This window comes from Streptomyces sp. NPDC004539 (assembly GCF_040610055.1).
Lineage (GTDB): Bacteria > Actinomycetota > Actinomycetes > Streptomycetales > Streptomycetaceae > Streptomyces.
The window spans coordinates 1-25,177 of record NZ_JBEXLS010000030.1; the positions used below are offsets into that span (position 1 = coordinate 1).

Genomic DNA, 25,177 nt, shown 5'->3' on the forward strand with positions numbered 1-25,177 from the left:
ACAGACCACCGCCCTGCGCATACCTCATAACAGACGGCGTACCGCGAGGATCAAGCTCTGTCAGCAGCTACGACAACCCGAGTTCAAACTCAGTAGCCCCGCAACCCCCGCGCCACCCCGCCCTCTTGCCCGCCCGATGCGGCGATCTCCGCCCACCAACGTCGAAGGGCCCCACCGCGAACGGTGGGGCCCTTCGACATCGTGCCCGGTGAGGCACTGGCGGAGGATACGAGATTCGAACTCGTGAGGGGTTGCCCCCAACACGCTTTCCAACTATCCGTAGGGCCGTCCGTGGGCGTTCGTGGGGGTCCGCGCGGCAGGTCAGAGGGGGTGCGCGTACGGCGGTGAACGGTGGCGGTCGTCGGCGTACTGGACAAAGACCAGGACAACGAACGGTGGCGAACGGAGTGGTGGGAGGCGAGGCCATGTGCCGGTTTCAGGGGGCGTGGGAAGCTGGAGACAGTGAGGCGCCACTGAGACGCCGGCGAGGTCAGAGAAGGGGAGGCCACGTGCCGCAGGGCAGTCCGCGAGGTACGTACCTTGAGGTCTCGGAACGGCTCCGCGAGAAGATCAGGAAAGGGAAGATCACTGAGGCGTTGCCGTCTCAGGCGGCGCTCGTGAGCGAGTACAACGTGAGCCGCAGCACGATCGAACGGGCACTTGCCGCCCTCAGGGCTGAGGGCGTTGTCGAGTCGGTGCAGGGCGCCGGGTGGTTCGTCGCCGGCAGCGGCGACCGTCGGCCGTTGGTCGAGAAGGTGACCGACCTGTTGCGTGCCGGCGGGGTCAGCGTCGGCGACCGCTTCCCGACGGAGAAGGAGCTGTGCGAGCGCTTCGGGGCGTCGCGGACGGCCGTCCGTTCCGCCATCGCGCAGATGGAGGGGCAAGGGCTCATCGGCAAAGGCGCCGTGCGTGGGCGCGAAGTACGTGCGTTGCCGGTCGGACGGGGTACTCAGACGGCATGACGACTACTGAGCGAACCGAATTCGACGCTGACGCGGCGGGTGCCATCTTGCGTAAGGCGTGCGAGGTCGCGGACGTGGACCCGGACGGGATCGAGATGCTGCGGTTCGGCGACCATGCGGTGTTTCGTTTGGATGGCGGCCGAATCGTCTCGCGGGTCGGCCGTAGTCCCGATCGGCTTCTGTCCGTCCGCAGGGAAGTGGCTGTCGCGGAATGGCTCGAATCCGAAGGTTATCCGGCGGCACGACTCGTCACGACGGCCGAACAGCCGGTCGTCGTTGAGGGGCACCCGGTGACCTTTTGGGAATGTCTTTCCGACGGAGATACGTACGCGAGCACGGGGGAGATGGGTGTACTGCTGCGGCGACTTCACGACCTGGAGCCGCCGAATTTTTCAATTCCGCCTCTTAAGCCTTTCGAAAGAGTTGCGGAGCGTTTAAAGAGCGCTGCTATTCAGGAATCCACCCGCGCTTACCTACAGTCAATGGCCATCGATTTGGCGGCTGAGTATGAGAGCCTCCGGTTTGAGCTTCCGGCGGGGCATCTTCATGGTGACTTCAACGTGGGGAACGTCCTGCGTGATGCGGCTGGTCGTCCGAAGGTAATCGACTTGGACGGTTTCGTTACGGGGTGCCGAGAGTGGGACCTCATGCAGACTGCCATGTACTACGACAGCTTTGGTTGGCACACTGAAGCCGAGTACGCCGATTTCGTCGATGGATACGGGTTCGACGTGCGGGAATGGTCTGGGTACACGGTTCTGCGAAGCGTCCGGGAGCTTCTGATGGTCACGTGGCTTTCCCAGAATGCTGGCACCAATGCACGCGCGGCCGAAGAAGTGGAGAAGCGGGTTCGAAGCCTACGATCGGGTGGGTCCCGACGAGATTGGGCGCCGTTCTAGTAGCGTCATGCCTGTTGCCAGAGGCGGAATCCACGGGCTTGTTCCTCGAACATGTGGAACTCCGTGGCCCGCCTCATCCCGCCCGTGACGCGGCCCTGAAACTCCCGCACATACTGAATGCAGCGTGCGGACTTCAAACCTTCGCCCATTTGCAGTGCGCTCAGTGCGATTTCGAATCCACGGCCGATCTCCCCTTGATTGATGTATGTCTCGGCCTGAACCATCGTCGCGAAGAAGTCGCTTCGGTTGTTCAGGCCGTCACCGAATATGGAAACTCCTCCCCTCTGGGCAGATTCGACGGAACGTCCTAGGTCGCGAAAACAGTGGCCGATCTCCGCAGCAAGCTCGATTTCGTCGAAGTACGCGATATACGGCGGGTCACTGTCGGCCGTCCGCTGGTTGAGCTTGCGTTCCGCCTCTGCGAGGGCGAGGTCACAGCCGCGTTCATCTCCGAGTCGGGCCAGTGCCCGAGCCTCCATCGCGCGGAACTGCGCGGCCATCGTAGGGCCCAGTGCGGGACCGGGACCGGTGTACGCGGCGCGGGCGAGGGTCGCGGCGTCCTGGTACCGGCCCAAGAACGTGGCCTGATGGCTCATGGCGGACAGGATGCTTCCGCCGAGAAGCCGGTCACCAGCCGCTTGCGTCATGCGCAGTGCCTGGATGAGGTACCGCTGAGCGATGCCGTGAAGGCCGCTGTCGTATGACATCCAGCCGGCGAGTAGGAGCGCCTCCGCAACGGCTGAGTGCAGTTGCCTGCCCACGTCGTCGGAGTACTTCCCATCGAGCATGGGCCGGACATCCGTGTGCAGGTACTGAATCAGCGCCCGCCGGGCATGGCCACCGCCGAACTTGCCGTCAAGCATGCTGAACGCGTCGGCTGTTGAGCGCACCATGTCCACATCCACCGCGCCGACCGCACGAGTGCCGGACCGCGTCAGCTCCCCGTCCGGAGGGGCCACGATCCAGCGGAGGGAAGCCGTGTTCCAAGCGGCGGAATCCGGCAGGGCCCGAACCAGCGTCTCAGCGTCCGCGAGGTCGGCACGCCACAGGTCGGCCACGGTCTTGGCCGCGTACTCCGGCCTGTCCGCGAAGTCGAGTCCCAACTCCGGCTGTACGGCGGACACGGCCGCGCCGCCCATCCCGATGTCGTCGATCGTGAGGCGGCGCCCCACCTTGCGCCCGATCGCGTCGGCGATGAACTGCGGCATGTTGCCGCGCGGGATGGAGCCCTTGAGCCACCTGGTCACGTAGGTGTGGTCACAGGTGACGTCCTCACCCGACTGGGCGGCAGCGGTGACGACCGCGCGAGCAAGGGACTTGTGGGAGAAGTCGGCTTCTTGCATGAGCGCGGCCAGTCCGGCGTTCCGGTCTGCCATCGGACCCCCAAGGAGCGGGTGTAGTACCAGCTTGACTCAACGTCACTCTACGCAGGTCAGGGCGTCGGTGTGGAGGGGGTGCACATAGGAGTGCACGAGTGCACCCCCTAGTACACGCTCCCGAAGTGCTGGCTGTCTGGCGACAGTTGAACCACCACCGCACGAGACGGCCGGCGGGTCCGATTCGAAAGCCACGGGTTGACGACACGGAATCCATCTGCCAACGTGAGTGGTAGGTAATACACACCACGCAGAAATGCGGGGTGTGTACGCCGACCGTGTAGCGCACGGAGGAAAGCCCGAGGGGGTGAGTACGAAGGAAGCGCCGGTTCCTTGAGAACTCAACAGAGAGCTTTGAGAACGACGGGGTTTGACCCCGTCCCCGTGACGGCCGGGTGACGACCGTCGGTCCCGGTATCCAGCCGTGAGGGCGCGGAATCGACTTCCGTCCGGGACCACTGGCCCGCCGCTTCCTGCGGTGTTGGCCCGGATGACCGGTGCGGCGCACTCCCGGACAAGGACAACGCGCTGCTTACCGGTCTCCCCATCCCGACGAATCAGAGGAGAGACGCACCATGCGTATGCGCATGTTCGTCGCCGGCCAAGAGGCGCACGGTGACTTCGAGTTCGCGGAACTGGCGCTCGGTATCGACGCCGAGCTGTTCCGGGGTCCGCTGGAGTCCGAGACGGACGACGAGCGGGCCGCACGTGAGGACGCGGCCCGTGACGTCCTCGCCGACCTGCGGGCGGACGCGGACGCCGGTGACGAGATCGCCGGTTGGGACGCCCTTTACGCCGACGCGCTGACCCGCACGGTGCCGTTCCTGCGGTCCGTTCGTGGTCTGCGGTTGGGGACGGGGGAAGCGGCATGAGCGAGACGCTGAAGGCTGTTGAGGCCGCGCACGCCGAGGTCAAGGCGGAGATCACGCGGACGGACACGAAGACCGGGCTGTTGCTGGCGTTCGTCGGCGCGGTTCTGGCGGGTGTGTGGACGGTCGCCAAGGACATCCCCCTGAACGTCCCCGCGTACGTGGTGGGCGGGTTCGGGGTCGCGGCGCTGGTCGGGGCGGCGGGTCTGCTGCTGCGGTCGACGCGCCCGAACCTCAAGGGGCGTCACGGGTTCCCGCTGTGGGCCACGCTGACCGGTGAGGAGATCACCACCGCCCTCGCGGCGCGGGACATGGCTGCGGACGTCGCCGGTTTGTCGCGGCTGGCGGTCGTGAAGTTCACGTGCCTGCGCCGCGCGGTGGACCTGACGTTCGTCGGGTGTGTGCTGCTGGTCGTGGCGGGGGTTCTCGCCGGGGTCGGGGGTGTTGTGTGATGGGCCGCCGGTTCAAGGACATGCGGACCCCGGAGCAGCAGTGGGCCGCGCAGCAGGCGCCGCGCTTGCGGCAGATGGCGCACGAGGCCGACCGTGAGGCGCAGCGGCAGCAGATGACCGCCGACGTCTACGGGCGCCAGGGGCGTGACTACAGCGACCCGGCCAGGGCGGCCGGTGCGCAGCGGGAGGCGGACCGGCAGCGCGGGCGCCGTGACGGACTGAGGGCCACGGCCGACCGTGCGGAGCAGGCGGCCACCCCGCCGAAGAAGCGGGGGTGGCTGTGGTGAACGACGACATCCGTGAGTTCCTGGCCGCTGTGCTGGAGGCGATCCGGCTTCCCGCCCCGGCCACGGCCGGCGAGCGTGAGGCGTACCGGCTGCTGCTGGAGGACCGGGCGTTGGACGCGGTCGTGGCCCTGACCGGTGCCCTGGGTGAGCCGCCGTCCGCCGACTGGGGACTCGGCTGGCACACCGCGTACCTGCGCAAGCGGCTCGCGACGAAGCCGCCCACCACCTACCGCCACCACGGCACGGACGGGGGCGCGGCATGAGTGAGGTTCTGTTCGCTGCTGTCGCTGGTCTGCCGTTGGCGGCCGGCTGGTCGGTGCACGCGCTGTTGCTGGGCCGCAAGGTAGAGGCGGCGCGGCACGATCCGTTGACCGGGCTGTGGACGCGGGACGCGTTCGAGGACCGCGCCCACAAACTCCTCGCCAGGGGCGAGGGGCGGGCGGTTCTGCTGCTGGACCTGGACGGGTTCAAGGAGATCAACGACACGTTCGGGCATGCGGCCGGTGACGCGGTGATCCGCACGGTCGGCATGCGGCTGGGCGCGTGGGCCGCCGGGTACGGCGGGGTGGCGGGTCGGCTGGGCGGTGACGAGTTCGCCGCCGTCGTCGACGCCGGTGAGGGGCTGGGCGGCCATGTGCTGGAGCTGGTTGGCAGCATCGAGCGGCCGGTCCTGTCCCAGGGCCGTCCGGTCGACGTGTCCGTGTCGGTCGGCGTCGCCCGGCACACCGGCCGTGGCGGGGACCTGTCCGCGCTGCTGCGGGTGGCCGACGAGCGGATGTACCGGATCAAGCGCGAGGGCGGGGGCGCGAGCATCGCCCCCGACGGCGCGACGCTGCCCGTGCTGCCGACGGTCCACGGCCGTCGCTTCGGCCGGCCCGGCACCACCGGCAGGGAGGCGGTCCGATGACCTCCCCCAAGCCTCTGACGCGTGTTCAGATCGGTGTGTTGTCGGCCGCGTTTGTGCCGATGCTGGCCACGGGTGTGGTCGGTGGGATCGGCACGTACAGCAACATCGGCCACGCCTACGGACGCGGTACCGCCCTCGGTGCCCTGGGTGCCGGTGAGGGCGCGACCGCCGTCCTCGCCCTGGTCCTGCTGGGCTTGACGATGCTGGGCCAGTCCTCGCCGCGCATCGTCCGCGCCGGCCTGTGGGCGCTGCCGGCCGCCGCCGCCGTCATGGGCGCCATGGCCGCGCCGGACGCGGGGCGGACGGTCGTCTACGCGCTCACCCCGATGGGCATGTCCGTCTCCGCCGAGGGCATGGCGTTCCTCGCCCGCCGCATCGTCGTCCACACCGACGGCCGCGACGCGGAGAACGAGCGCCGCACCGCCGACGTCGTGCAGGCCCTCGCCTACCACCGCGCCCGCGCCGCCAACCACCCCGACCCCAAGGTCCGCAAGCGATCCGACCGGACGTCGTGGCGCCTCGCGCGCAAGGTCGGGATCGGGGACGCGGAACTCGGATCGAGGCTGCTCGATGTGCAGCGCGAGCGGATCACCGCCGGCGCGGACGCCTCCCTCGGCTCGATGTTCGGGGGCGTCACCCCCGATCCGGCACCCAATCCCACCTCGATCGCGAATGCGGAGGAATCGACCGATCCCGTGAGGAATCGGTCTATGGCTGACCTGCGGGAATCGACCCCCGCGCCGTCGGTCACGTTGACTCGATTCTCGGTGCCCGATCCGGTCGCGATCGATCTGGGCAAGTCGATTCCCCCGCTGAAGCCGTTCACCTCTGTACCGACCCCGATCGCCCCGCCCCCGCCTCCCCTGCCGGTTCCGGCGGTGCGGGCGGTTCCGGCGGCATCGAGCCGGACGCGTCGGGCGACCGGACGCGTCCCCCAGGTCGCCCGATCGCCGCGTCCCCGGCGTACGGCGGATCAGTTGCTCGCCGAAGCACGGAAGCTGACGAACGGCTGGGCGGACGACCGGATCACCGGTGAGGGCATCCGCCGGGAACTGCACACCTCGCCGGCGAACGCCCGGCTGCTGCGGGACACGATCCTCGCGGAACGCGCCACCGCCACCGCCGCCGGCGCCGTCGCCCCGTGAACCGGCGGTTGACGCTTGCCGACTGCTTCGACCCGGCCGGCGAGCGCTTCGGCATCCCCACCTACCCGTGGCGCATGGCGCCGGACGGGTACGCCACCCGCCGACAGCTGCGCGTACGCGGACTGCGCCCCGGCGGACAGTGCGTCGCAGGTCAGGTTCTGCGCCCGCGTCGCCGGCGTGAGCCGCTGACGGCGTACCTGTACCGGGTCGACCTCGCCCGCCCCGTGCGGCCGATGAGCGAGGGCATGTGGCGGGCGCATCACGCGATGATGCGCGCCCGCCGCACCTGCCCCGACTGCCGGCGCGACGCCGGATACGTCATCCCGCCGTCGCTCGGGGCGTGCGTGCCCTGCGCTTTCCCCGACACCGCTCACACCCCGAACCCCCGCTTTCCCGAGCACGACCGACTGTAAGGACTGCTGACCATGGCCGACGACATCAGGTTCTCCGACTTCACGACCGGCGAGAAGGTGCGCATCGCCGCCCTCACCGCCCGGATGGCCAAGCGGGGCATCGCCGGTGACGGCGTCGACCTCTCCGACCTGAAGCGCCGCATCGAGCGCATCGAGAAGACCGCCGCGCGCCGCCGCGACGGCAAGAAGTAGCAACGCCCCGGGGGCGGTCGTCCCGGCCAAGGAAACAAGGCCGCCCCCGGGTTTTCGCCCCGCCACCCCGATTTCCGCGAAGCAGCAGGGAGTACCCAGCATGACGGACACCACGACGGGCCCGCACCTGCATCCCGTGCCCGAAACCCGCCCCGACGACGACACCCCCGCCCCGCCTGTGGCGGTGGACAATCCGGCGCTGCCGGAACCGGGCGTGCGGATCGACAAGCGCAAGCCGGTGCTTGCCGGATGGCTCACCAACCGGCGTGACTTCCTCGCCACCGCCCGGCACGCCGGCGCGAACGCCGGATACGCCGCCCTCTACCACGGGGTCCGTGTCCCGGTGTATGCCGGACGCCTCGCCCTGATGTCCCCGCGGGGCGCCTGCCGGTTCGTCTCGTCCACCAACCGGTGGGTGTGGGACCGCGAGGCCGCCCCGCTGCGGGACTTCGCGGTCCGCACCGAGGACGTAGAGGAATACATGCGCCTGTCCCGGCTGCGCGCGGGACGCATCCGGCTGCGGGGCCTGGTCACGCTGGTCGCGGCCGTGTTCGGCCTCGGCTTCGCCCTCTACCTCTACGTTCTCGCGCCCGAGTTCCTGTACGCGTTCGCGTGCGGCGGGGTGCTGCTGCTCGGCATGGGCGGGCAGCAGCCCGACGCCCCGGTCGTCGGTCCGGCGGTGCTGAAGACCGAGGTGCAGAAGCTCACCGGCTCGATCGTCCTGCGCGGTCTCGACTCGATCGGGAACACGAAGGTCACCGCCGCCATCAAGAAGGGCGGGGACATGAACGGGCTGCGGTTCGTCTCGGAGATCGTCCGTGACGGGCCCGGCTACCGCGCCGATCTCGATCTCCCCTACGGGGTGACGCCCGAGGACATCATGGAGGCCCGTAAGCCGCTCGCGTCCGGCCTGCGGCGCAAGACCGGCTGTGTGTGGCCCGCCCCCGACCCCGAGCAGCACGAGGGACGGCTTGTGCTGTGGGTGGGGGACAAGCCGATGAACGAGACCACCAAACCCGCCTGGCCCCTGGCCAAGTCCGGCACGGTCGATCTGTTCAGGCCGGTGGTGTTCGGCAATGACCAGCGCATGCGCGACGTGTCCGTCACCCTCATGTTCGCGTCCGTCGTCGTCGGCTCGATCCCCCGCATGGGCAAGACGTTCCTCATGCGGCTGCTCCTGCTGATCGCCGCTCTCGATCCGCGCGCGGACCTCTACGCGTTCGACTTCAAGGGCACCGGCGACTTCGGCGCCCTGGAACCGGTCTGCCACCGCTACCGCGCCGGCGAGGAGGACGACGACATCGCCTATGTCGTCGATTCGCTGCGGGAGCTGAAAGACGAGTTGCGGCGGCGGGCGAAGGTCATCAAGTCCCTGCCCCGTACGCGCTGCCCGGAGTCGAAGGTGACGCCGGAGCTGGCCGGTGACAAGAGTCTGGGGCTGCACCCGATTGTGGTCGGCTTCGACGAGTGCCAGGTGCCGTTCGAGCACGAGGAGCACGGCAAGGAGATCGAGGCGATCTGCACCGACCTGACCAAGCGCGGTCCCGCGCTGGGGATCGTGGCCATGTTCGGCACCCAGCGGCCCGACGCGAAGTCCCTGCCCACCGGCATCAGCGCGAACGCCGTCCTGCGGTTCTGCCTCAAGGTCATGGGCCAGCCCGCCAACGACATGGTGCTCGGCACGTCGATGTACAAGTCCGGGTACCGGGCAACGATGTTCTCCCGCTCCGACCGGGGCATCTGCTGGATGGCCGGCGAGGGCGACGACCCCCGCATCGTCGCGTCCGCGTTCGTCGACGCGGTCGCCGCCGAACGCGTCGTCGCCCGCGCCCGCACCGCCCGTGAGGCGTACGGCAACGTCACCGGCCACGCCGTCGGCAAGGGCCCGGAGAACACGACGACCGGGTCGGACATCCTCGCCGACGTCCTGGACGTCATCGCGGACGACGAGAAGGCCGTGTGGTGCGAGCGCATCGCGGTCCGCCTCACCGCCTCCGACCCCGCCACGTACGCCGGGTGGCAGGGCGAAAACGTCACCGCCGCCCTCAAGCCCTGGGGGGTCAAACCGGGCCAGGTGTGGGGCACCACCGACGACGGCGAGGGCGCCAACCGGCGCGGCATCAAGCGCGCCGACATCACCGCCGCGATTACACGGCGTAACGCCGATCGGGCCGCCGCCTAGCCCGAGCACCGCTGCTAGACCTAGCGGCTTCCGCTGCTAGGTCTAGCACGTCTACTAGCACCCCGCAGGGCCGCTGATCAGCTCACTAGCGTCTAGCGGCCCACCTGCGGAAACACCCCGGAACTACCCTGAGAGGGGATGTGAGCCGTGCTGGCTCTCGCTAGCCTCGCCGTCTTCCTGACCGCCGCCGGTTACGCAGTGTTGTGTTTCGTGCAGCCGTTCGCCCCGTGCCGGAAGTGCTCCGGCACCGGCATCCGCCAGGCCCGCCGCACGGTCAAACTCTGCCGCCGCTGCCACGGACACCGCTACCGCCTCCGCACCGGCCGCCGTCTGCTCAACACCGGCCGCGCCGTCCACCACGACGGCACCCGACCCCACCGCCCCCGCCACCGCGACACCGACCCGGAGTACCCCACATGGCCGTGACCCTCTCCCTCGTCCTCCTCTTCGGACTCGTCCTGTTCTTCCTCTTGCGCGGCCACAGCCTCACCCCCGGCGCCGCGTTCATCGCCGTCATGTTCGGGTTCTTCCTCGCCGCCACCGGCGCCGCCGAACCCATCAACAGCCTCACCACCGCCGTCATCCACGCCATCCCCAACCCCTGACCCCAGGAACGAGGTTCCCGTCATGCCGCCCGACACCACCCCCACCCCGGCCGGCGCCGCGCTGAGCGAGGCCGCAGCCGAAGCCGAGGCCGCGCGGATCATCGCCGACGCCTACCGCCCCGCCCCTGCCGTCCCGACCTCCTACCGGGACACCAGCCCCCTCCCGGCTCACGGCGACACCCCGCCCGTGGCTCAGCCGGGCATCCCGCCGATGTCTCAGCGGGCGGTCGACGCGTCCCGGCTCATGCTGACCGCCGGACTGGCCACCGTCCCCCCGGGGCTGGTCGCGATCGGCATCCTGGTCGCCTCCCGGCAGGCCGACCCCACCGTCATCGGCATGATCTGCGCCGCCCCCGCCGCCGTCGCCGTGCCCGTCCTCGCCCTCGCCCGACTCTTCACCCGCGCCCGCGAGGCCGCCCCGGACACGCACCACCACCACTACGACGGACCCGTCTACCAGGACCAGCGCACCACCCACACCCGGACCGCCGGCGTGTGGGCCAAGACCGACAACCACGGCTAGGAGACCCCCGCCCATGCTCCGACTCCGCCTCAAGGTCGTCTGCGCGACCCACCGCGCCCTGGCCCTCACCGACACACCCCGCCCCCACTGCCCCGACTGCCAGGGCGAGGGCGGTCACCACCACGACTACGGCGACCACAACGGCGAGTACGCCGGCACCGAATGGATTCCCTGCGACTGCTGGAACCCCAACCGGTGCACGGTCCTGCTGCCCCTCCCCCGCCGCCCCCGATTCCTGCGTCGCCGCGACACCGCCCGCGACCCCTGGGGTTCCGGCGGCTACAGCGACGAACCCCCCTTCTGAGCAGAGGAGCCGACGGACCCATGCACCACCGCGCCAACGACCCCGTCTCGGACGGACCCCTCGACACCGCACCGTTCGGCTACCTCCCGCACGCCGCCCAACGCGATGTGCTGCTCGCCGAACTCGACCGCGCGGGTGTCGAACTGGGCGCCTACGACCGGCTGATCGTCGACTGGATCGCCGGATGGGACTACCCCACCGTGGCCACCATCGCGAGCCTCATCCGCCGCGCCGGCCACACCCCGCAGTAGCTACGCCCGAGGGCGGCGGCTCCCGGACAAGGACAACACGCCGCCCTCGGTCTCCCCATCCCGACTGAACAGAATCAGGAGACCTACAGCATGACCCAACCCATGCCCTTCCCGCGAGTAGGCGTGACGCCCCTGAGTACCGCCCTCGCCCTCGCGGCGGCCGGTGTCCCCGTGCTGCCCCTGCGGGCGGGCAAAGTCCCGTTCGGCAACTGCCGGACCTGCAAGGACAACGCGTGCGGCGGGCGCTCGAACATGAAGACGCCGGGCCCCTGCGCGTGCGCGCTGCCGTGCCACGCGTGGGCCGCCGCAACCACCAACCCGTGTGTCCTCGCATCGCCCGCATGGGCGCCGGCATGGCGGGAAGCCGCAGCGGTCGCGTACCACCCCGGCGGCGCCGGACTCACCGTCGTCGACCTCGACGACGAGGCGGCCGTCACGTGGGCCCGTGCCACCCTGCCCGCGACGCGGACCGTGCCGACGACGCGCGGCGAGCACTGGATCTACCAGGGCACCATGCCGTCCTCGAACGCCGTCCGGCCCGGCGTCGACATCAAGTCCCTTATGGCATACGCCCGTTGGCTCGGACCCGGCACCGGCCCCACAGCCGTTCTCCCGCCCGTTGTCCGTGCGCTGGCAGTAAAGGAAGCATCCCCGGCCCCCAGGGCGCCACAACGGCTCTCAGTGCCTCTGAGGGGCCACGGGGGCGAATGCCCGCACCGCATGCCCGCCTATCTGGAACGCGGGATCGCCATGGCGGAACAGCGGATCAGCGACGCCCGCAGCGCGGTGCACGCCACCGTCTACCGGACGTTCCTCGCCGTGCTGGCCGCACACGGGGCATGCGGCTGCCTCACCGACACCCACGTCAACCGGCTGTTCACCGCCGCACAGGCCAAGGGTGAAACCCCCCGGCACTGCACCGACGCATGGGCCAACGCCCTCGCCCGACTGGGGATGTGACCCGTGGCGGACGACGACAAGAACCCCGCACGCGAGGTCATCACCGACTACGCGCAGTCCCACTTCCGGTACTTCCGCACCCCCGACGGGACCGTGTACGCGCAGCGCAACGGCCACCCCGTGGCCCGCCCGATCCGCTCCCAGGGAACGGCCGGCAGCCACCGGCAGGAACTCATGGTCGGCCTCTTCCGCGACGGGATCGGCGTGTTCAACGGGACCGCGCTGAAGGAAGCGCTGGACTTGATCGAGGCGCTCGCGATGACAGACGACGTGCAGCCCGTGCACATCCGCGTCGCCCCCGGGTCCGACGGGGCCACCTGGCTGGACCTCGGGCGCGACGACGGGCAGTCCGTGCGCATCCACCCCACCGGGTGGGAGATCACCGTTCCCGACCCGCAGGAAGTGTGCTGGCGGCGCACCCAGCTCACCGGCGAACTCCCCCTCCCGGCCCGGGACACCGACGGCAAGGGCATCGACCTCCTATTGGGCCTGTGCAACTTCGCCAACGCGGCGACCGAGTGCCTGGCGATCGCCTGGCTGATCGGCTGCCTCGCGCCGTCCATCCCCGTCCCCGCCCCGTTCCTCACCGGCCCCCAGGGCGCCGGCAAGTCGACCGGCGGGCGGATGCTCGTACGCATCATCGAGGGCATGAGCGGCGACCTGCGCCGCGCCCCGAAGGACGAGGAGAACCTGATCACGGCCGTCGCCGCCGGATGGGTCACCGCGCTGGACAACCTCTCCCACATGACACCGGAACTCTCCGACGCCATGTGCTGCATCGTCACCGGCGCCGAGAACGTCAAACGCGCCCTGTTCACCGACGGCGACGTCTTCCGCGTCGGCTACCGCCGCCCCCTGCTCATGACCGGCATCGACGTCGGCGTCATCCGCCCCGACCTCGCCGAACGCCTCCTCCCCCTGCGCCTGGAACGCCCCCGCGTCCGGCGCACGGAGACAGAGTTGTGGACCGACTACGCGGAAGCGCTGCCGGTCGTCCTCGGATCGCTGCTCGACCTTACGGTCAAGGTCCGCGCGGTCGACGCGCAGACCCCGACGGACCTGCGCATGGCCGACTTCGCGCACCTGTGCGCCCAGCTCGACGCAGCCACCGGCCTAGGAGCGCTCCCCGCGTACCGGGCCAGTCTCGACGACCTCAACGACGACGTCATCGAGGGCGACCTGTTGGCGCAGACGGTTCTCGCGCACGCCGCGAGCATCGAGCCGGGGGGAGCGCAGCGGATGACGTCGTCGGAGTGGCTGCACTGCCTCTCCCGCCAGTACACCGGCGACGACTTCCGCCCCCTGCCCAAGGGCTGGCCGACCACCGGCAAGGTCCTCTCGGACCGCCTCAAGCGGCTTCAGCCGACCCTCGCCGCGAGGGGTGTCGTCATCGACTCCGGCCGCAACTACGCGGGCCGGTACATCGAGATGAGCCGCGTACCCGGCCCGCCTCTGCCCGAGCAGCAGCCCGCGTTCTGAACCGGCACCGCCGCGACCGCTCACAAGCAAGAAGAGCACCACCGGCCAGGCGTGCTCTTCTTGCTGTTCGGCGCTCGCGCCGCCCAAAGACGCGCCGCCGCGCGGCTCCTTCTTCACGCCCTGAGCCGCACCGCACCACCACAGACACCCCCTCTTTTTCCTAAGTAGGGGAACGCTGCGTCATGTGCGTCATACGGACGGCAAAACGGCCCCCGGCCTGCACGAACGACCATGACGCAGACGGCCGAACCTGCGTCATCCCTGCGTCATGTACGTCATGCCATGACGCACCCCCATGACGAACCATGACGCAGACCCGAACCCCTGCGTCATGCAAAACCCCAGCTCAAAGCCACCGCATGACGCACATGACGCAATGACGCAGAAATCCGAACCTCGGACACACACGCCCCCTCCTGAACCGAAGGAGTGCCCCGCCCATGGAAACGGCCCACCCCGCCGAAGACGCGACCCTCGTACTCCTCAAGGTCGAAGAAGCCGCCCGCCGACTCCGCATCGGCCGAACCCTCTGCTTCGAACTCATCCGCACCGGAGAACTGGAGTCCGTCATGGTCGGCCGACTCCGCCGCGTTCCCGCCGACGCGCCCGCCGCCTACGCGGCCCGTCTCCGAACCGCCCAACGCGCCGCTTGACGACGCCGGGGCGGCGGCTCCCGGACAGGACAACCCGCCGCCCCGGTCCCAATCCCGACACGCACGAAAGCAGGAGCCTGCCTGTGGCAGAGGAAAAGAAGCGGACCCGCCGCGCCAACGGCGAAACGGCGATCTACCTCGGGGCGGACGGCCGTTGGCACGCCCGCGTCCCGATGGGCTACAAGGACGACGGGGAGCCCTACCGCAGGCACATCACCCGCACCACGGAAGACGCCCTGAAAGAAGAGGTCAAGCGGCTGGAGAAGCAGCGTGACCAGGGCACGGCCCAACAGCCCGGAAAGCTGTGGACGGTCGGAAAATGGCTGCTCCACTGGGTCGAGAACATCGCCAAACCGACCGTCAGCGAGAACACGTACGACGGCTACGAGGTCGCCGTCCGCGTCCACCTCGTTCCCGGCGTCGGCAAGCACCGCCTTGACCGCTTGCAGCCCGAACACCTGGAAAGCCTGTACCGCCGGATGCAGGCCAACGGGGAGCGTAAGGCCGGTACGGCTCACCAGGTCCACCGCACCGCGCGAACCGCGTTGGGGGAGGCGGTACGGCGTGGCTACGCGGCGAAGAACGCCGGGTCGTTGGCGAAGCCGCCCCGGATGGAAGAGGACGAGAACGAGGTAGAGCCCTACTCCGTCGAAGAAGTCCAGTGCCTGTTGCTCGAAGCCAACAAGCGCCGGAACAGCGCCCGTTGGGTGCTGGCACTCGCGCTCGGTCTGCGTCAGGGCGAGACCCTTGGACTGCGTTGGGTGGATGTCGACCTGGATAACGAGTACCTCAAGCTCCGCCGGAACCGCCTGCGCCCTCGGTACAAGCACGGGTGCCCGGAGTCCTCGCCGTGCGGCAGGAAGGCGGGGTACTGCCCGAGCAGGGAGCAGACCCGCCGCGAGACCAAGAACACCAAGTCCCGCGCCGGCCGTCGCGCCGTCCCCCTGCCTGGCCCGCTGGTCGCCATGCTCCGCGCACACGCCGAGATCCAGAAGCGCGAGCGCCAGGCGGCCGGTGACCTGTGGACCGAATCGGACTACGTGTTCACCAAGCCCCTGGGCGGCCCGCTCAGCCCGAACACGGACTACCACGACTGGAAGCGCCTGTTGGACGACGCCGGCGTCCGGGATGCCCGGCTGCACGATGCCCGGCACACGGCCGCCACCGTGCTCATGCTGCTCGGTGTCCCGGACCGCGTCATCGACCAGATCATGGGATGGGAGCCGGGCACTTCCGTGAGCATGCGGGCGCGCTACCTGCACGTGCCGGACGCCATGCTCAAGGACGTCGCCCGGAAGATCGCCGAAGCGATCTGGGGACCCCCGGAAACGCCCCCTGTGGACAAAAACCAGAACAACGAGGGCTAAGGACAACGACGAGGGGTCCCGCTGCAAACCAGCGGGACCCCTCGTTTTGCCTGTTCAGGCAAGTGCGGAGGATACGAGATTCGAACTCGTGAGGGGTTGCCCCCAACACGCTTTCCAAGCGTGCGCCCTAGGCCACTAGGCGAATCCTCCGGTCGGAACATTACATGACGTCGGAGGGTGGTTGCGAACTCGTTCGGGGAGGGGGAGAGGGGGAGGGAGGCGGGAAGGAAGGGGGTGGGGGATCGGGTAGGCTGGGGGGTAGCCCCTCACGCGGCGCTATCTGACTGAACTCCCCCAGGGCCGGAAGGCAGCAAGGGTAGGTCGGCTCTGGCGGGTGCGTGGGGGGTCTTACGTTGCCCCGAAGCCGAAGCCGAAGCCGAAGCCGAAGCCGAAGCGCCGGTGAGCGGGGTCGAGGCGGACACCCCCCTGTGATGCGCCCAGAGGAACACGCGCTCGTCCGCGTAGATCCCCAGGAAGAAGACGAGGGCGACCCCCAACCCCACGACCGAAGGATGCCGCCCCGTACTGGGCGCCACCACCGCCGTCATGGCGAGCCAGAGGAAGACGTTGGGCGTGCTCTGGGTGATGAACAGGTCACGTCCGACCCCCGAACCCCGCGGACCCGACAGCCCCGCCCCCCACGGCCCCGACCCCGACGACCGGCGCAGGAACAGCACCGCCAGCAGCCGCAACCCCACGAGCCCGACCCCCGTCACCAGGATGGCCAGCGCCAGGCTCCGCACCAGCGCCCAGTCCCACCCCGCCCCCGCCCCCGGCGTCAGGGCGAACGTCGCCACCCCCGCCAACGGCACCAGAGCGAACCCCCCGACCCACCCCCAGTTCGTACTCAACGCCCCGGCCCGGATCGGGTCCCGCCCCCGCAGCACCCGCGCCCCCACCCCCGGCACGACGAGCGCCGACACCAGCACCCCGCCATAGGTGAGCAACGCCGGCCACAACGCCGAGATCTCCACGACGCCCCCACCGAACAGCGCGGGAACGGCGAGCCCGGCCAGCAGCACCGCGGGCAGCGCGAGCGACGCCGCCACGGTGTGCCGTACCGCGAAGAAGTAGTCGCCGCCCCACAGCAGGGACAGTGTCGGCGCGATGAGGGCGGGCGGCAGGAGGAGGAACAGCCCGGCCAGCCGGAGCAGCACGCTCCCGTGGTCCGACCACAGCAGCACGAGCCCGAGGACGACCCGAGGCACCAGCAACGGCCACGCCGTACGCAGACTCCCGACCGGATCGCGCAGCGTCCCCGGCGCCACCCGCAGCATCGCGAAGAACGACCCCACGGCGAGCAGCCCCGTGAGGACCACGGCGAACACCACCGGGGGAACGCGTACGCCGACGGCGAGCTGAACGGCGACCCCGGCGACGGCCGCGCACGCGACCAGCAGCGGGAGGCGGATCTCGACGACCTCGCCGAGGTCGTTGAGGAGGCCCGTCGCGGCGGGAGCGGCGACCGCGCGCCGCAGATTCGCCTCGGACAGCGGACGGGCGTTGGGGATCTTGAAGTCGCGGTACTCCCGAGGCGAGGCCCCCGCGACGACCAGCGCGAACATCTCGACGACGTACTTGTGGGCGACGACCAGAATCGTGCGCCCCGCGCGCGAGGCGGGCAGCAGCACCTCCCGGTAGTAGGCGTCCACGCGCGCGTGCATGTCCGCCCAGTCCTCGCCCCCGGGAGGCCGCCCGGTCGGCGAGTGGAACGCCTCGGTGTAGCCGGCGAAGCCGATCGTCTTCTTGACGAGGCTCTTGTTGTGCCCGCTGAAGACCCCGAAGTCGCGCTCGGTGAGCGCCTCGTCGGCGGTCACCCGGGAGGGCGGCCGAGGCAGCCGCGCGACGACCGTCCGGGCGGTGTCCCGGGCGCGGCGAAGGGTGGAGGTGTGTACCTCGTCGATGTGTACGCCGCCTGCCGCGAGGGCGGCGACGCGGTCGGCGGCCTGGGCGGCCTGGCGGTGGCCGAGGGAGGTGAGGGGGGTGTCCAGACGTCCAGCGAATCGATTCTGCTCGTTGGCCTCGGACTCGCCGTGCCGGAGGAAGTAGAGGGGCATGGGGGCTCCTCGCGCGTGGGGGAGTGGGGTTCCCGCGACGGTGGGGGGAGGGGAGCGGGGAGTCCCGCGGCGATGGGGGAGCGCTCCCAAGACGCTTGAGGTTTCAGATAAGCATGAGAACCGCGAGATCTCCGTGAGCTGGATCTCACCCCCCGCCCCGCTCGCGGTCCGCGTTGTCAGTGGGCGCCTATAACCTCGTAGGCGTGTCGTCTCTCGCGCTGTACCGCCGTTATCGCCCGGAGTCGTTCGCCGAGGTCATCGGGCAGGAGCATGTGACAGACCCGTTGCAGCAGGCGCTGCGCAACAACCGGGTCAATCACGCGTACCTGTTCAGCGGCCCGCGCGGCTGCGGGAAGACGACGAGCGCGCGCATCCTCGCGAGGTGCCTGAACTGCGAGCAGGGGCCGACGCCGACGCCGTGCGGGGAGTGCGAGTCCTGCAAGGACCTCGCGCGCAACGGCCCGGGGTCGATCGACGTCATCGAGATCGACGCCGCGTCCCACGGCGGCGTGGACGACGCGCGTGACCTACGCGAGAAAGCGTTCTTCGGCCCCGCCCGCAGCCGCTACAAGATCTACATCATCGACGAGGCCCACATGGTCACGTCGGCCGGTTTCAACGCGCTGCTGAAGGTCGTCGAGGAGCCCCCGGAGCACCTGAAGTTCATCTTCGCGACGACGGAGCCCGAGAAGGTCATCGGCACGATCCGTTCGCGTACGCATCACTACCCCTTCCGCCTGGTCCCGCCGGGCACCCTGCGCGACTACCTCGGTCAGGTGTGCCAGAAGGAGGCCATCCCCGTCGAGGAGGGCGTCCTGCCGCTCGTCGTGCGCTCGGGCGCCGGTTCCGTGCGGGACTCGATGTCGGTGATGGACCAGCTCCTCGCGGGCGCCACCGCCGAGGGCGTGACGTACACGATGGCGACCTCCCTCCTCGGGTACACGGAGAGCTCGCTGCTCGACTCCGTCGTCGAGTCGTTCGCCACGGGCGACGGCGCGGCGGCCTTCGAGGTCGTCGACCGAGTCATCGAGGGGGGCAACGACCCGCGCCGCTTCGTCGCCGACCTCCTGGAGCGGCTGCGCGACCTCGTCATCCTCGCGGCCGTGCCGGACGCCGCGGAGAAGGGCCTCATCGACGCCCCGGCGGACGTCGTCGAGCGCATGCAGGCCCAGGCCGGCGTCTTCGGCGCGGCCGAGCTCAGCCGCGCCGCCGACCTGGTCAACGAGGGGTTGACCGAGATGCGCGGCGCGACCTCCCCGCGCCTCCAGCTGGAGCTGATCTGCGCGCGCGTGCTCCTGCCCGCCGCCTACACCGACGAACGCTCCCTGATGGCCCGCCTCGACCGCGTCGAACGCGGCGTGAGCAACGCCGCCGCGAGCGTCCCCGCCGGCATCCCCGTCTCCTACGCCCCCGCCTCCGACGCCCACATGCCGGCCCCCCAGGGCGGCGGCGCGGCAGCGGCCCGAGCAGCGGTCCGCGGCGGCCCGGCCCCGGCGGGCCCCGGCATGGGTACGTCCCCGGCGGGCTTCGGCGCGGGCACGCCCGGTACGACACCGGGGGCCCCCGGCATGGGTACGACGCCGGCGGGCCCCGGCGCGGGCCTGCCCCCGGCCGGTACGGCCCCGGCTCCGGCACCCGGCGCGACGGGCACGCCGCAGACGCCGACGTCGTACACCCCTCCCGCCCCGGCCCAGACGCCCGCGTACGCCCCACCGGCCCAGCCCGCCGGGTACGCCCCGCCCGCCGAGCAGCCGTCCGCACCCCCCGCCCCCGAAGCCCCCGGCGCCTGGCCCACCCCCGCGCCCACCGGTGCCGGCCGCAAGCCCGGTGGCTGGCCGACGGCGGCGCCGCCCGGCAGCGCGGCCCGCGCGGCCCAGCCCCCGGGACAGCCCGGCGCTCCGGCGCCCGCGCACGGCGGACCCGCGTACGCCCCCGGCCCCCCGGCCGACCAGGGCGGCGCCTACGCCCCTCCGGCCGGCGGCATCGACCCCCGCATGCTCTGGCCCGACATCCTCGAAGCCGTCAAGACGCGCCGCCGCTTCGCCTGGATTCTCCTCAGCCAGAACGCGCAGGTCGCGGGCTTCGACGGCTCGACGCTCCAGCTCGGCTTCGTCAACGCCGGCGCCCGCGACAAGTTCACCAGCAGCGGCAGCGAGGAGGCCCTCAAGCAGGCGCTGGCGGAGCAGTTCAACGTCCAGTGGAAGATCGACGCGGTGGTCGACCCCACGGGCGGAGGCGGCGCCCCCATGAGCGGCGCCATGGGCGGTCCCATGGGCGGCCCCCCGCAGGGCTACGCCCCCCCGCCCCCGGCGTACCAGCCCCCGCCCCCCGCCGCCCCCGCCTACCAGTCGGCCCCCCCGACCCCCACCCCCCAGCCGACCCCACAACCCACCCCCCGCCCCACGGCCCCCACCCCGCCCCCACCACCCCCGGCCCACCACGACATCGTCGCCCCCGAGGACGACACCCCCGAGGACGACGACCCCGACCTCAACGAATCAGCCCTCTCCGGCCACGAACTGATCGTGCGGGAGCTGGGGGCGACGGTGATGGAGGAGTTCACGAACGAGTAGGGGAGGGCGTGCGGGGCTCGGGGGCCGGAACCTCCGGGTCTGAGGTTCCGGAGACTCCGAGCCGGGGTTTCGAGCCGGGGCTTCGAATCGGCCGGTGCTCGGAATCAGCCCTGACCGCGAAGCTCTGGTACCTCCGAATGCCGGGACCCCGAACCCTCCCGGGCTTCGAAGCTTCCGGAACCGCGAATCCTTGGGGCACCTCCGACCTCCGGTGACTGCGAATCCCCCCGGACTTCCGAAGCTCCGGGCCCTCGAATCCGACGGGGCTCTGAGTCCGCCGACATCCCGAGCCCCGCGGCACCCCGAGTCCTGGTACCCCAAATCCCCGAAGCCGCCCCAGAACCCCCGGGCCGACGGCCTCGGAACCCTCTGCCCATCCTCTGCCCAACCCCTCCTCCCCCACCCCCTGCCACCCATCCAGCCCGTCCGGCGTTTGAGGACAAGGCCCGTTCAGGGCCGGAGCGGGGGCCGGGGGGCGCAGCCCCCAGGGGTGGGTGCCTCGGAGGCGAGGTGTGGTCGGCCTCCCCGAACCCGACCCCCGCCCTCCACCCCCCTCCCTTTGGAGGAACCTCCACCCAATCCGACCCCCCGCGCTCAGCGGTTACGCTGACCCCGTGAACGTCCTCGTCATCGGAACCGGCGCCCGCGAACACGCCCTGTGCCGTTCCCTGTCCCTCGACCCCGCCGTGACGGCGCTGCACTGCGCCCCCGGCAACGCCGGCATCGCCGAGGTGGCGGAGTTGCACCCGGTGGACGCCCTGGACGGCGCGGCGGTGGCGGCGCTGGCGAAGGCGCTGGACGCGCAGCTGGTCGTCGTGGGGCCGGAGGCGCCGCTGGTGGCGGGCGTCGCCGACGCCGTGCGCGAGGCGGGGATTCCGGTGTTCGGCCCGTCCGGCGAGGCCGCCCAGCTGGAGGGCTCGAAGGCGTTCGCGAAGGAGATCATGGCGGGGGCGGGCGTCCCGACGGCCCGTTCCTACGTGTGCACGACCCCGGAGGAGGCCGCCGAGGCGCTGGACGCGTTCGGCGCCCCGTACGTCGTGAAGGACGACGGTCTCGCGGCCGGCAAGGGCGTCGTCGTCACCGACGACCTGGCCGCGGCCAAGGAGCACGCGGCGGCCTGCGAACGCGTCGTCATCGAGGAGTTCCTGGACGGCCCCGAGGTCTCCCTCTTCGCGATCACCGACGGCGAGACGGTCGTCCCCCTCCAGCCCGCCCAGGACTTCAAGCGCGCGCTGGACGGCGACGAGGGCCCCAACACCGGCGGCATGGGCGCGTACTCCCCCCTCCCGTGGGCGGACCCGAAGCTGGTGGACGAGGTCCTGGAGAGCGTCCTCCAGCCGACGGTCGACGAGATGCGCCGCCGCGGCACCCCCTTCTCGGGCCTGCTCTACGCCGGCCTGGCGATCACGAGCCGGGGCGTACGGGTCATCGAGTTCAACGCCCGTTTCGGCGACCCGGAGACCCAGGTCGTCCTGGCCCGCCTGAAGACCCCGCTGGCCGGCGTCCTGCTCGCCGCCGCGAACGGCACCCTCGCCGACCTGCCCGCCCTGCGCTGGAGCGAGGAGGCCGCCGTCACCGTCGTCGTCGCCTCCCACAACTACCCCGGCACCCCCCGCACCGGCGACCCGATCACCGGCCTCGACGAGGTCACCGCCGAGGACGCCCCGCACGCGTACGTCCTGCACGCGGGCACCCGGCGCGAGGGCGCGGACGTGCTCAGCGCCGGCGGCCGGGTCCTCTCCGTCACCGCCACCGGCGACACCCTCACCCACGCCCGCGCCCGCGCCTACACGGCCGTCTCCCGCATCACCCTCGACGGCTCCCAGCACCGCACGGACATCGCGGCGAAGGCGGCGGCGGAGGCGTGACGACGCCCTGAAGTGAACCCGGAAGGCCCCGCGTCCGTCTCAGGATGCGGGGCCCTTTCTTTTCCTGATCCCCCGCGCTTCCGTCAGCCACCTCTCCCCAAAGCCATTCCATCGAGTGACCGTCGCGCCATCCGGCTGACGGGGCTGTCCGCCCCAACTAGGGTGCGGCCCATGTGTTCAGGCGCCTGGCGCGGTTCCGGCACTTGGCCCACCGGCATTGCGATGTCAGTGGTGGGTGCCACAGTGGGGGAGTGAGCAGAGGCAGGCGGAAGCGAGCGAGCCGGGAGGGGGAGTGATGCGGGCATGAGCGGCGGTTCGGTCGGTGTGGAGGCGGGTGCGCAGGCCGCGCGCGCCCGGGCTCTCGCGGTGCTGCGGATGCGCGGGCGCGCGCTGGGCGCGGCGCTGCTGCCGGCGGCTGCGGCCGTGATCCTGCTGGCCGGGGGAGCGACGGACCATCTGGTCGGCCCCGGCTGGGATCTGGCCCGCTGGATCGTCTCCGGTGTCGCCGTCGTCGTCCTGCTGGCCACCGCCGCGATCGCGCTCCTCGTCGCCCGCGCGCGTCCGGCCCTGAGCCCGACGGTTCCGGTGCCGGAGTCCGCCGCCCCCGACCTCTACCGCCTGGTCCGCGACCTCGCCGACCGGCTCGACGTCCCCGCGCCCTCCGCGATAGCCCTGACGCCGGACTGCGACAGCTGGCTGGAGGACCGCACGCACCGGGCGCACGGCACGCCGCCGCCCCCCGCTCGTGACGAGGTGGCGGGCGCGGGCGCCGACCACCCGAGGCGGACGCCGACGGCGCCGGTCCTCGTCATCGGCTCCCCCTTCCTGTGGTGGATGCGGGTCGGCGAGCTGCGCGCGGTCCTCGCCCCGGTCGTCGCCGGTACGGGCCCCTCTGCCCACCCGGACATAGCCGCCGCCCGCCGCTTCGTGCGCGGGCTCGACGCGGCGGTCGCGGTCACCGCCGACCGCTCCCCCCGCCTGCTGTTCGCGGGCGTGGGCCATGCCGTACGACTCCTGCTGCGCGGCTGCCGGGTGCATGCGGCGGAGATGGAGCGGGGGGTCGCCGCAGCCGCCGCCGAGCGGGCGCAGACGGTGGACTACGGGCTGCGGATCGTCGCCCAGGAGCAGGTCGGTCTCGCCTACGCGGGCTGGGACCGCCTCCTGACCCGGGTCGCGCTCCCTGCCTGGCGCATGGGCCGCTGGCCCTCCCGGCTCGACGCGGGCGTGGTCGCCGCCCTGACGGAGCTCTCCCGCCGCGACCGCCTCGCCGAAGGGTTCGCCTCCCGCCTCGGTGAGCGCCCCGCCTGCGACCTCCTCGAAGAGCCCGGCACGATCGACGAAGCGGCCTCTCTCCTCGCCGCCCGCCTCTTCCACGGCGGTCCCGCCGAACCCGGCCCCGACTGGTCCCCGGTGACCTGGCAGGACTACCCGGACGAGGTGGTCGACCGCACCTGGCGCACGAACGCGTCCCGCCTCCACCGCACCCTCGACGCCCTCGGCGTCCGCCGCTCCCGCCCGACCGAGGGCGACACCCACGCACCCACGCTGGCCCGGGTACTGGAGCATCTGACGGAGGGCGAGGACAGCAGCCGAGAGGGGACCGAGGAGCTCCAGAGCTTCGAGAACACCGGGGCCCACCGGGGTTCCGAAGAGGCCGAGGGGGCACGCGGGTTCGGGAGCGCCGGGGAGACCGGCGAGCCCGGGGACGCGGAAGGTTCGGAGGAGTTCGACAGGGCTGGGGCCTCCGGGGGGTCCGGAGACACGGAGGGACTGGAAGCCGCCGGGGACCTGGCGGGTGCCGAGGGCTCCGAGGGCGCGGAAGACTCAGCGGGCTTCGGCAAGTCCGGCTCCCGGCGCTCCGGCGAGGCCGAGGGCTCGGGGGAGTTCGAGGGGGCTGGAGTCTCCGGGCGTTCCGGCGGGTCCGGGGACGCGGAGGGTCCGGAAGTCGCCGCGGACCTGGCGGGTGCCGAGGGCTCTGAGGGCGCGGAGGCCGCCCGGGACTTCGCGGGTGTTGGGGACTCCGGGAGTGGTGAGGGTTCCGTGGATGCCAGGAGCTCCGGAGGGGGCCGGGCGGGGAGTGCGGCCGGTGGTCTCGCCGAGGGCTTCGTGGACGGCGTCCCGGTGGCCGGCCCCGGGCGGGTGCTCGGCGCCGGGGGCCGGGAGGTCGAAGGCGGCGAGTTCCCTCGTACCGAACTTCCCGTTCCGCTTCTCGGCGAGGCGGAGGCGGAGATCGGCGTGGATGTGGACGCCCTCTACCTCGGTGACGCGGACCTGTACCCCGAGGAACCCCCCGCCCTCTCCCCCCGCACCTCAGCCCTGGCCGCCCGGCTCAGTGCCGAGGTGGCGCGGGACGAGGCGGTGGCGCCCCGCTCGTCCGCCCCCGGTGCCGCCGCCGGCCCCGATACGGCCCTGTGGGACGACGCGCTGCCTCTCTTCCCGCTCCAACCCCCGCGCACGGAGCGGGAGTTGCTGGCGGATCACGTCATCGCGATGGTCTGCTGCGCGGCGATGGACACGGCAGGCGCGACCCCGGGCCTGGACTGGCTGGACGGCCCGGTGCTGCTGATCGGCGGCGAACGCGCGCCCGACCTCACCCCCCGGGTCCTGAGCCTCGTGGAGGACGGCGACCCGGACCCCCTCCGCGTCTGGCTCGTGGAGCTGGGCATACGCCCGGAGAAACCCCTCCGCCTGGTCTGAACCACCGCCACGCTGAAGAGAACCCACCTCATCCGTACCGGAGTTGTGCATTCCTCTTCAAGCCAATTCGCAACGAATAGTGACTACCTGCGCGCGTTATGTGATGTGCTGGGACCGATCGGAGCCCATGGCAAGGGCCCCCGACATAGGACAAGA

At 71.2% G+C, this 25,177-nt stretch carries 26 protein-coding genes, 1 tRNA gene, 1 other RNA gene and 1 pseudogene; 26 read left to right on the forward strand and 3 right to left on the reverse strand.

Annotation, left to right across the window (positions count from 1 at the left end):
* Positions 1-509 precede the first annotated feature (509 nt).
* Positions 510-962: a GntR family transcriptional regulator gene (locus ABZX85_RS41290; RefSeq protein ID WP_355881306.1), complete on the forward strand. Its 453-nt coding sequence runs from the start codon at positions 510-512 to the stop codon at positions 960-962.
* On the forward strand, positions 959-1,861 hold the full coding sequence (locus ABZX85_RS41295; protein WP_355881309.1) for an aminoglycoside phosphotransferase family protein: 903 nt from the start codon (positions 959-961) through the stop codon (positions 1,859-1,861). The genes ABZX85_RS41290 and ABZX85_RS41295 overlap by 4 nt, the downstream gene beginning before the upstream one ends.
* Positions 1,862-1,866: 5 nt before the next feature.
* On the opposite strand, the gene ABZX85_RS41300 is transcribed toward ABZX85_RS41295, so the two are convergent.
* A complete protein-coding gene (locus ABZX85_RS41300; RefSeq protein ID WP_355881312.1) occupies positions 1,867-3,237 on the reverse strand; it encodes a hypothetical protein in 1,371 nt (456 codons plus the stop codon).
* Between the two features lie 581 nt (positions 3,238-3,818).
* Here ABZX85_RS41300 and ABZX85_RS41305 point away from each other — a divergent pair.
* The 18 genes from ABZX85_RS41305 (at position 3,819) to ABZX85_RS41390 (ending at position 15,826) form a co-directional block, all read left to right on the forward strand.
* A complete protein-coding gene (locus ABZX85_RS41305; RefSeq protein ID WP_355881692.1) occupies positions 3,819-4,109 on the forward strand; it encodes a hypothetical protein in 291 nt (96 codons plus the stop codon).
* Positions 4,106-4,558: a Pycsar system effector family protein gene (locus ABZX85_RS41310; protein WP_355881315.1), complete on the forward strand. Its 453-nt coding sequence runs from the start codon at positions 4,106-4,108 to the stop codon at positions 4,556-4,558. The genes ABZX85_RS41305 and ABZX85_RS41310 overlap by 4 nt, the downstream gene beginning before the upstream one ends.
* Positions 4,558-4,845: a hypothetical protein gene (locus ABZX85_RS41315; RefSeq protein ID WP_355881318.1), complete on the forward strand. Its 288-nt coding sequence runs from the start codon at positions 4,558-4,560 to the stop codon at positions 4,843-4,845. The genes ABZX85_RS41310 and ABZX85_RS41315 overlap by 1 nt, the downstream gene beginning before the upstream one ends.
* Positions 4,842-5,108 carry a hypothetical protein gene (locus ABZX85_RS41320; protein ID WP_355881320.1) on the forward strand — a complete coding sequence of 89 codons (267 nt, stop codon included), beginning with the start codon at positions 4,842-4,844 and terminating at the stop codon, positions 5,106-5,108. The genes ABZX85_RS41315 and ABZX85_RS41320 overlap by 4 nt, the downstream gene beginning before the upstream one ends.
* Positions 5,105-5,752 (forward strand): GGDEF domain-containing protein, encoded by a 648-nt coding sequence (locus tag ABZX85_RS41325; protein WP_355881323.1) that lies wholly within the window; start codon positions 5,105-5,107, stop codon positions 5,750-5,752. The genes ABZX85_RS41320 and ABZX85_RS41325 overlap by 4 nt, the downstream gene beginning before the upstream one ends.
* Positions 5,749-6,897: a conjugal transfer protein gene (locus tag ABZX85_RS41330; protein ID WP_355881325.1), complete on the forward strand. Its 1,149-nt coding sequence runs from the start codon at positions 5,749-5,751 to the stop codon at positions 6,895-6,897. The genes ABZX85_RS41325 and ABZX85_RS41330 overlap by 4 nt, the downstream gene beginning before the upstream one ends.
* Complete coding sequence (locus ABZX85_RS41335) at positions 6,894-7,310, forward strand: RRQRL motif-containing zinc-binding protein (protein ID WP_355881327.1); 417 nt, start codon at positions 6,894-6,896, stop codon at positions 7,308-7,310. The genes ABZX85_RS41330 and ABZX85_RS41335 overlap by 4 nt, the downstream gene beginning before the upstream one ends.
* Before the next feature lie 12 nt (positions 7,311-7,322).
* Entirely contained in the window at positions 7,323-7,502 is a 180-nt protein-coding gene (locus ABZX85_RS41340; protein WP_355881330.1) for a DUF6257 family protein, read from the forward strand.
* A 100-nt stretch (positions 7,503-7,602) separates the two neighbouring features.
* Positions 7,603-9,684, forward strand: coding sequence for a cell division protein FtsK (locus tag ABZX85_RS41345; protein WP_355881333.1), 2,082 nt, complete (start codon positions 7,603-7,605; stop codon positions 9,682-9,684).
* A 147-nt stretch (positions 9,685-9,831) separates the two neighbouring features.
* Positions 9,832-10,110 (forward strand): hypothetical protein, encoded by a 279-nt coding sequence (locus ABZX85_RS41350; RefSeq protein WP_355881336.1) that lies wholly within the window; start codon positions 9,832-9,834, stop codon positions 10,108-10,110.
* Positions 10,101-10,289, forward strand: coding sequence for a hypothetical protein (locus tag ABZX85_RS41355; RefSeq protein WP_355881339.1), 189 nt, complete (start codon positions 10,101-10,103; stop codon positions 10,287-10,289). Before ABZX85_RS41350 ends, ABZX85_RS41355 begins: the two co-directional genes overlap by 10 nt.
* A gap of 22 nt (positions 10,290-10,311) precedes the next feature.
* Positions 10,312-10,812: a hypothetical protein gene (locus ABZX85_RS41360; protein WP_355881342.1), complete on the forward strand. Its 501-nt coding sequence runs from the start codon at positions 10,312-10,314 to the stop codon at positions 10,810-10,812.
* 13 nt (positions 10,813-10,825) lie between these two features.
* Positions 10,826-11,116, forward strand: coding sequence for a hypothetical protein (locus ABZX85_RS41365; RefSeq protein ID WP_355881345.1), 291 nt, complete (start codon positions 10,826-10,828; stop codon positions 11,114-11,116).
* Positions 11,117-11,136: 20 nt separating this feature from the next.
* Positions 11,137-11,367, forward strand: coding sequence for a hypothetical protein (locus ABZX85_RS41370; RefSeq protein WP_355881348.1), 231 nt, complete (start codon positions 11,137-11,139; stop codon positions 11,365-11,367).
* Positions 11,368-11,457: 90 nt separating this feature from the next.
* Positions 11,458-12,327 carry a bifunctional DNA primase/polymerase gene (locus ABZX85_RS41375; protein WP_355881351.1) on the forward strand — a complete coding sequence of 290 codons (870 nt, stop codon included), beginning with the start codon at positions 11,458-11,460 and terminating at the stop codon, positions 12,325-12,327.
* A gap of 3 nt (positions 12,328-12,330) precedes the next feature.
* Complete coding sequence (locus ABZX85_RS41380; protein WP_355881354.1) at positions 12,331-13,806, forward strand: ATP-binding protein; 1,476 nt, start codon at positions 12,331-12,333, stop codon at positions 13,804-13,806.
* Positions 13,807-14,246: 440 nt separating this feature from the next.
* Positions 14,247-14,459, forward strand: coding sequence for an excisionase family DNA-binding protein (locus ABZX85_RS41385; RefSeq protein WP_355881357.1), 213 nt, complete (start codon positions 14,247-14,249; stop codon positions 14,457-14,459).
* A gap of 83 nt (positions 14,460-14,542) precedes the next feature.
* A complete protein-coding gene (locus ABZX85_RS41390; RefSeq protein ID WP_355881360.1) occupies positions 14,543-15,826 on the forward strand; it encodes a site-specific integrase in 1,284 nt (427 codons plus the stop codon).
* Between the two features lie 65 nt (positions 15,827-15,891).
* Here ABZX85_RS41390 and ABZX85_RS41395 read toward each other — a convergent pair.
* Positions 15,892-15,976: transfer RNA gene (locus ABZX85_RS41395), tRNA-Ser, on the reverse strand.
* A 107-nt stretch (positions 15,977-16,083) separates the two neighbouring features.
* On the opposite strand from ABZX85_RS41395, the gene ffs reads away from it, so the two are divergent.
* The 3 genes from ffs (at position 16,084) to ABZX85_RS41410 (ending at position 16,900) form a co-directional block, all read left to right on the forward strand.
* An RNA gene (ffs, locus tag ABZX85_RS41400) (signal recognition particle sRNA small type) lies at positions 16,084-16,180 on the forward strand.
* A gap of 192 nt (positions 16,181-16,372) precedes the next feature.
* A complete protein-coding gene (locus ABZX85_RS41405; RefSeq protein ID WP_355881363.1) occupies positions 16,373-16,765 on the forward strand; it encodes a hypothetical protein in 393 nt (130 codons plus the stop codon).
* Entirely contained in the window at positions 16,766-16,900 is a 135-nt protein-coding gene (locus ABZX85_RS41410) for a hypothetical protein (RefSeq protein WP_355881366.1), read from the forward strand.
* Positions 16,901-17,385: 485 nt separating this feature from the next.
* Here the strand turns inward: ABZX85_RS41410 and ABZX85_RS41415 are convergent.
* Positions 17,386-17,883 (reverse strand): annotated as a pseudogene (locus tag ABZX85_RS41415) (histidine phosphatase family protein); the annotation flags it as partial.
* A 203-nt stretch (positions 17,884-18,086) separates the two neighbouring features.
* Between ABZX85_RS41415 and ABZX85_RS41420 the strand changes: the two are divergent.
* From ABZX85_RS41420 to ABZX85_RS41430, 3 genes are all read left to right on the forward strand, one after another.
* The gene (locus tag ABZX85_RS41420; protein WP_355881369.1) at positions 18,087-20,456 is read left to right on the forward strand and encodes a DNA polymerase III subunit gamma and tau; all 2,370 of its coding nucleotides are present in this window, start codon (positions 18,087-18,089) and stop codon (positions 20,454-20,456) included.
* Between the two features lie 614 nt (positions 20,457-21,070).
* Positions 21,071-22,324, forward strand: a complete 1,254-nt coding sequence (purD, locus tag ABZX85_RS41425) for a phosphoribosylamine--glycine ligase (protein ID WP_355881372.1) — start codon at positions 21,071-21,073, stop codon at positions 22,322-22,324.
* 303 nt (positions 22,325-22,627) lie between these two features.
* Positions 22,628-25,021 (forward strand): hypothetical protein, encoded by a 2,394-nt coding sequence (locus ABZX85_RS41430; RefSeq protein ID WP_355881375.1) that lies wholly within the window; start codon positions 22,628-22,630, stop codon positions 25,019-25,021.
* The last annotated feature ends 156 nt before the right edge of the window (positions 25,022-25,177 follow it).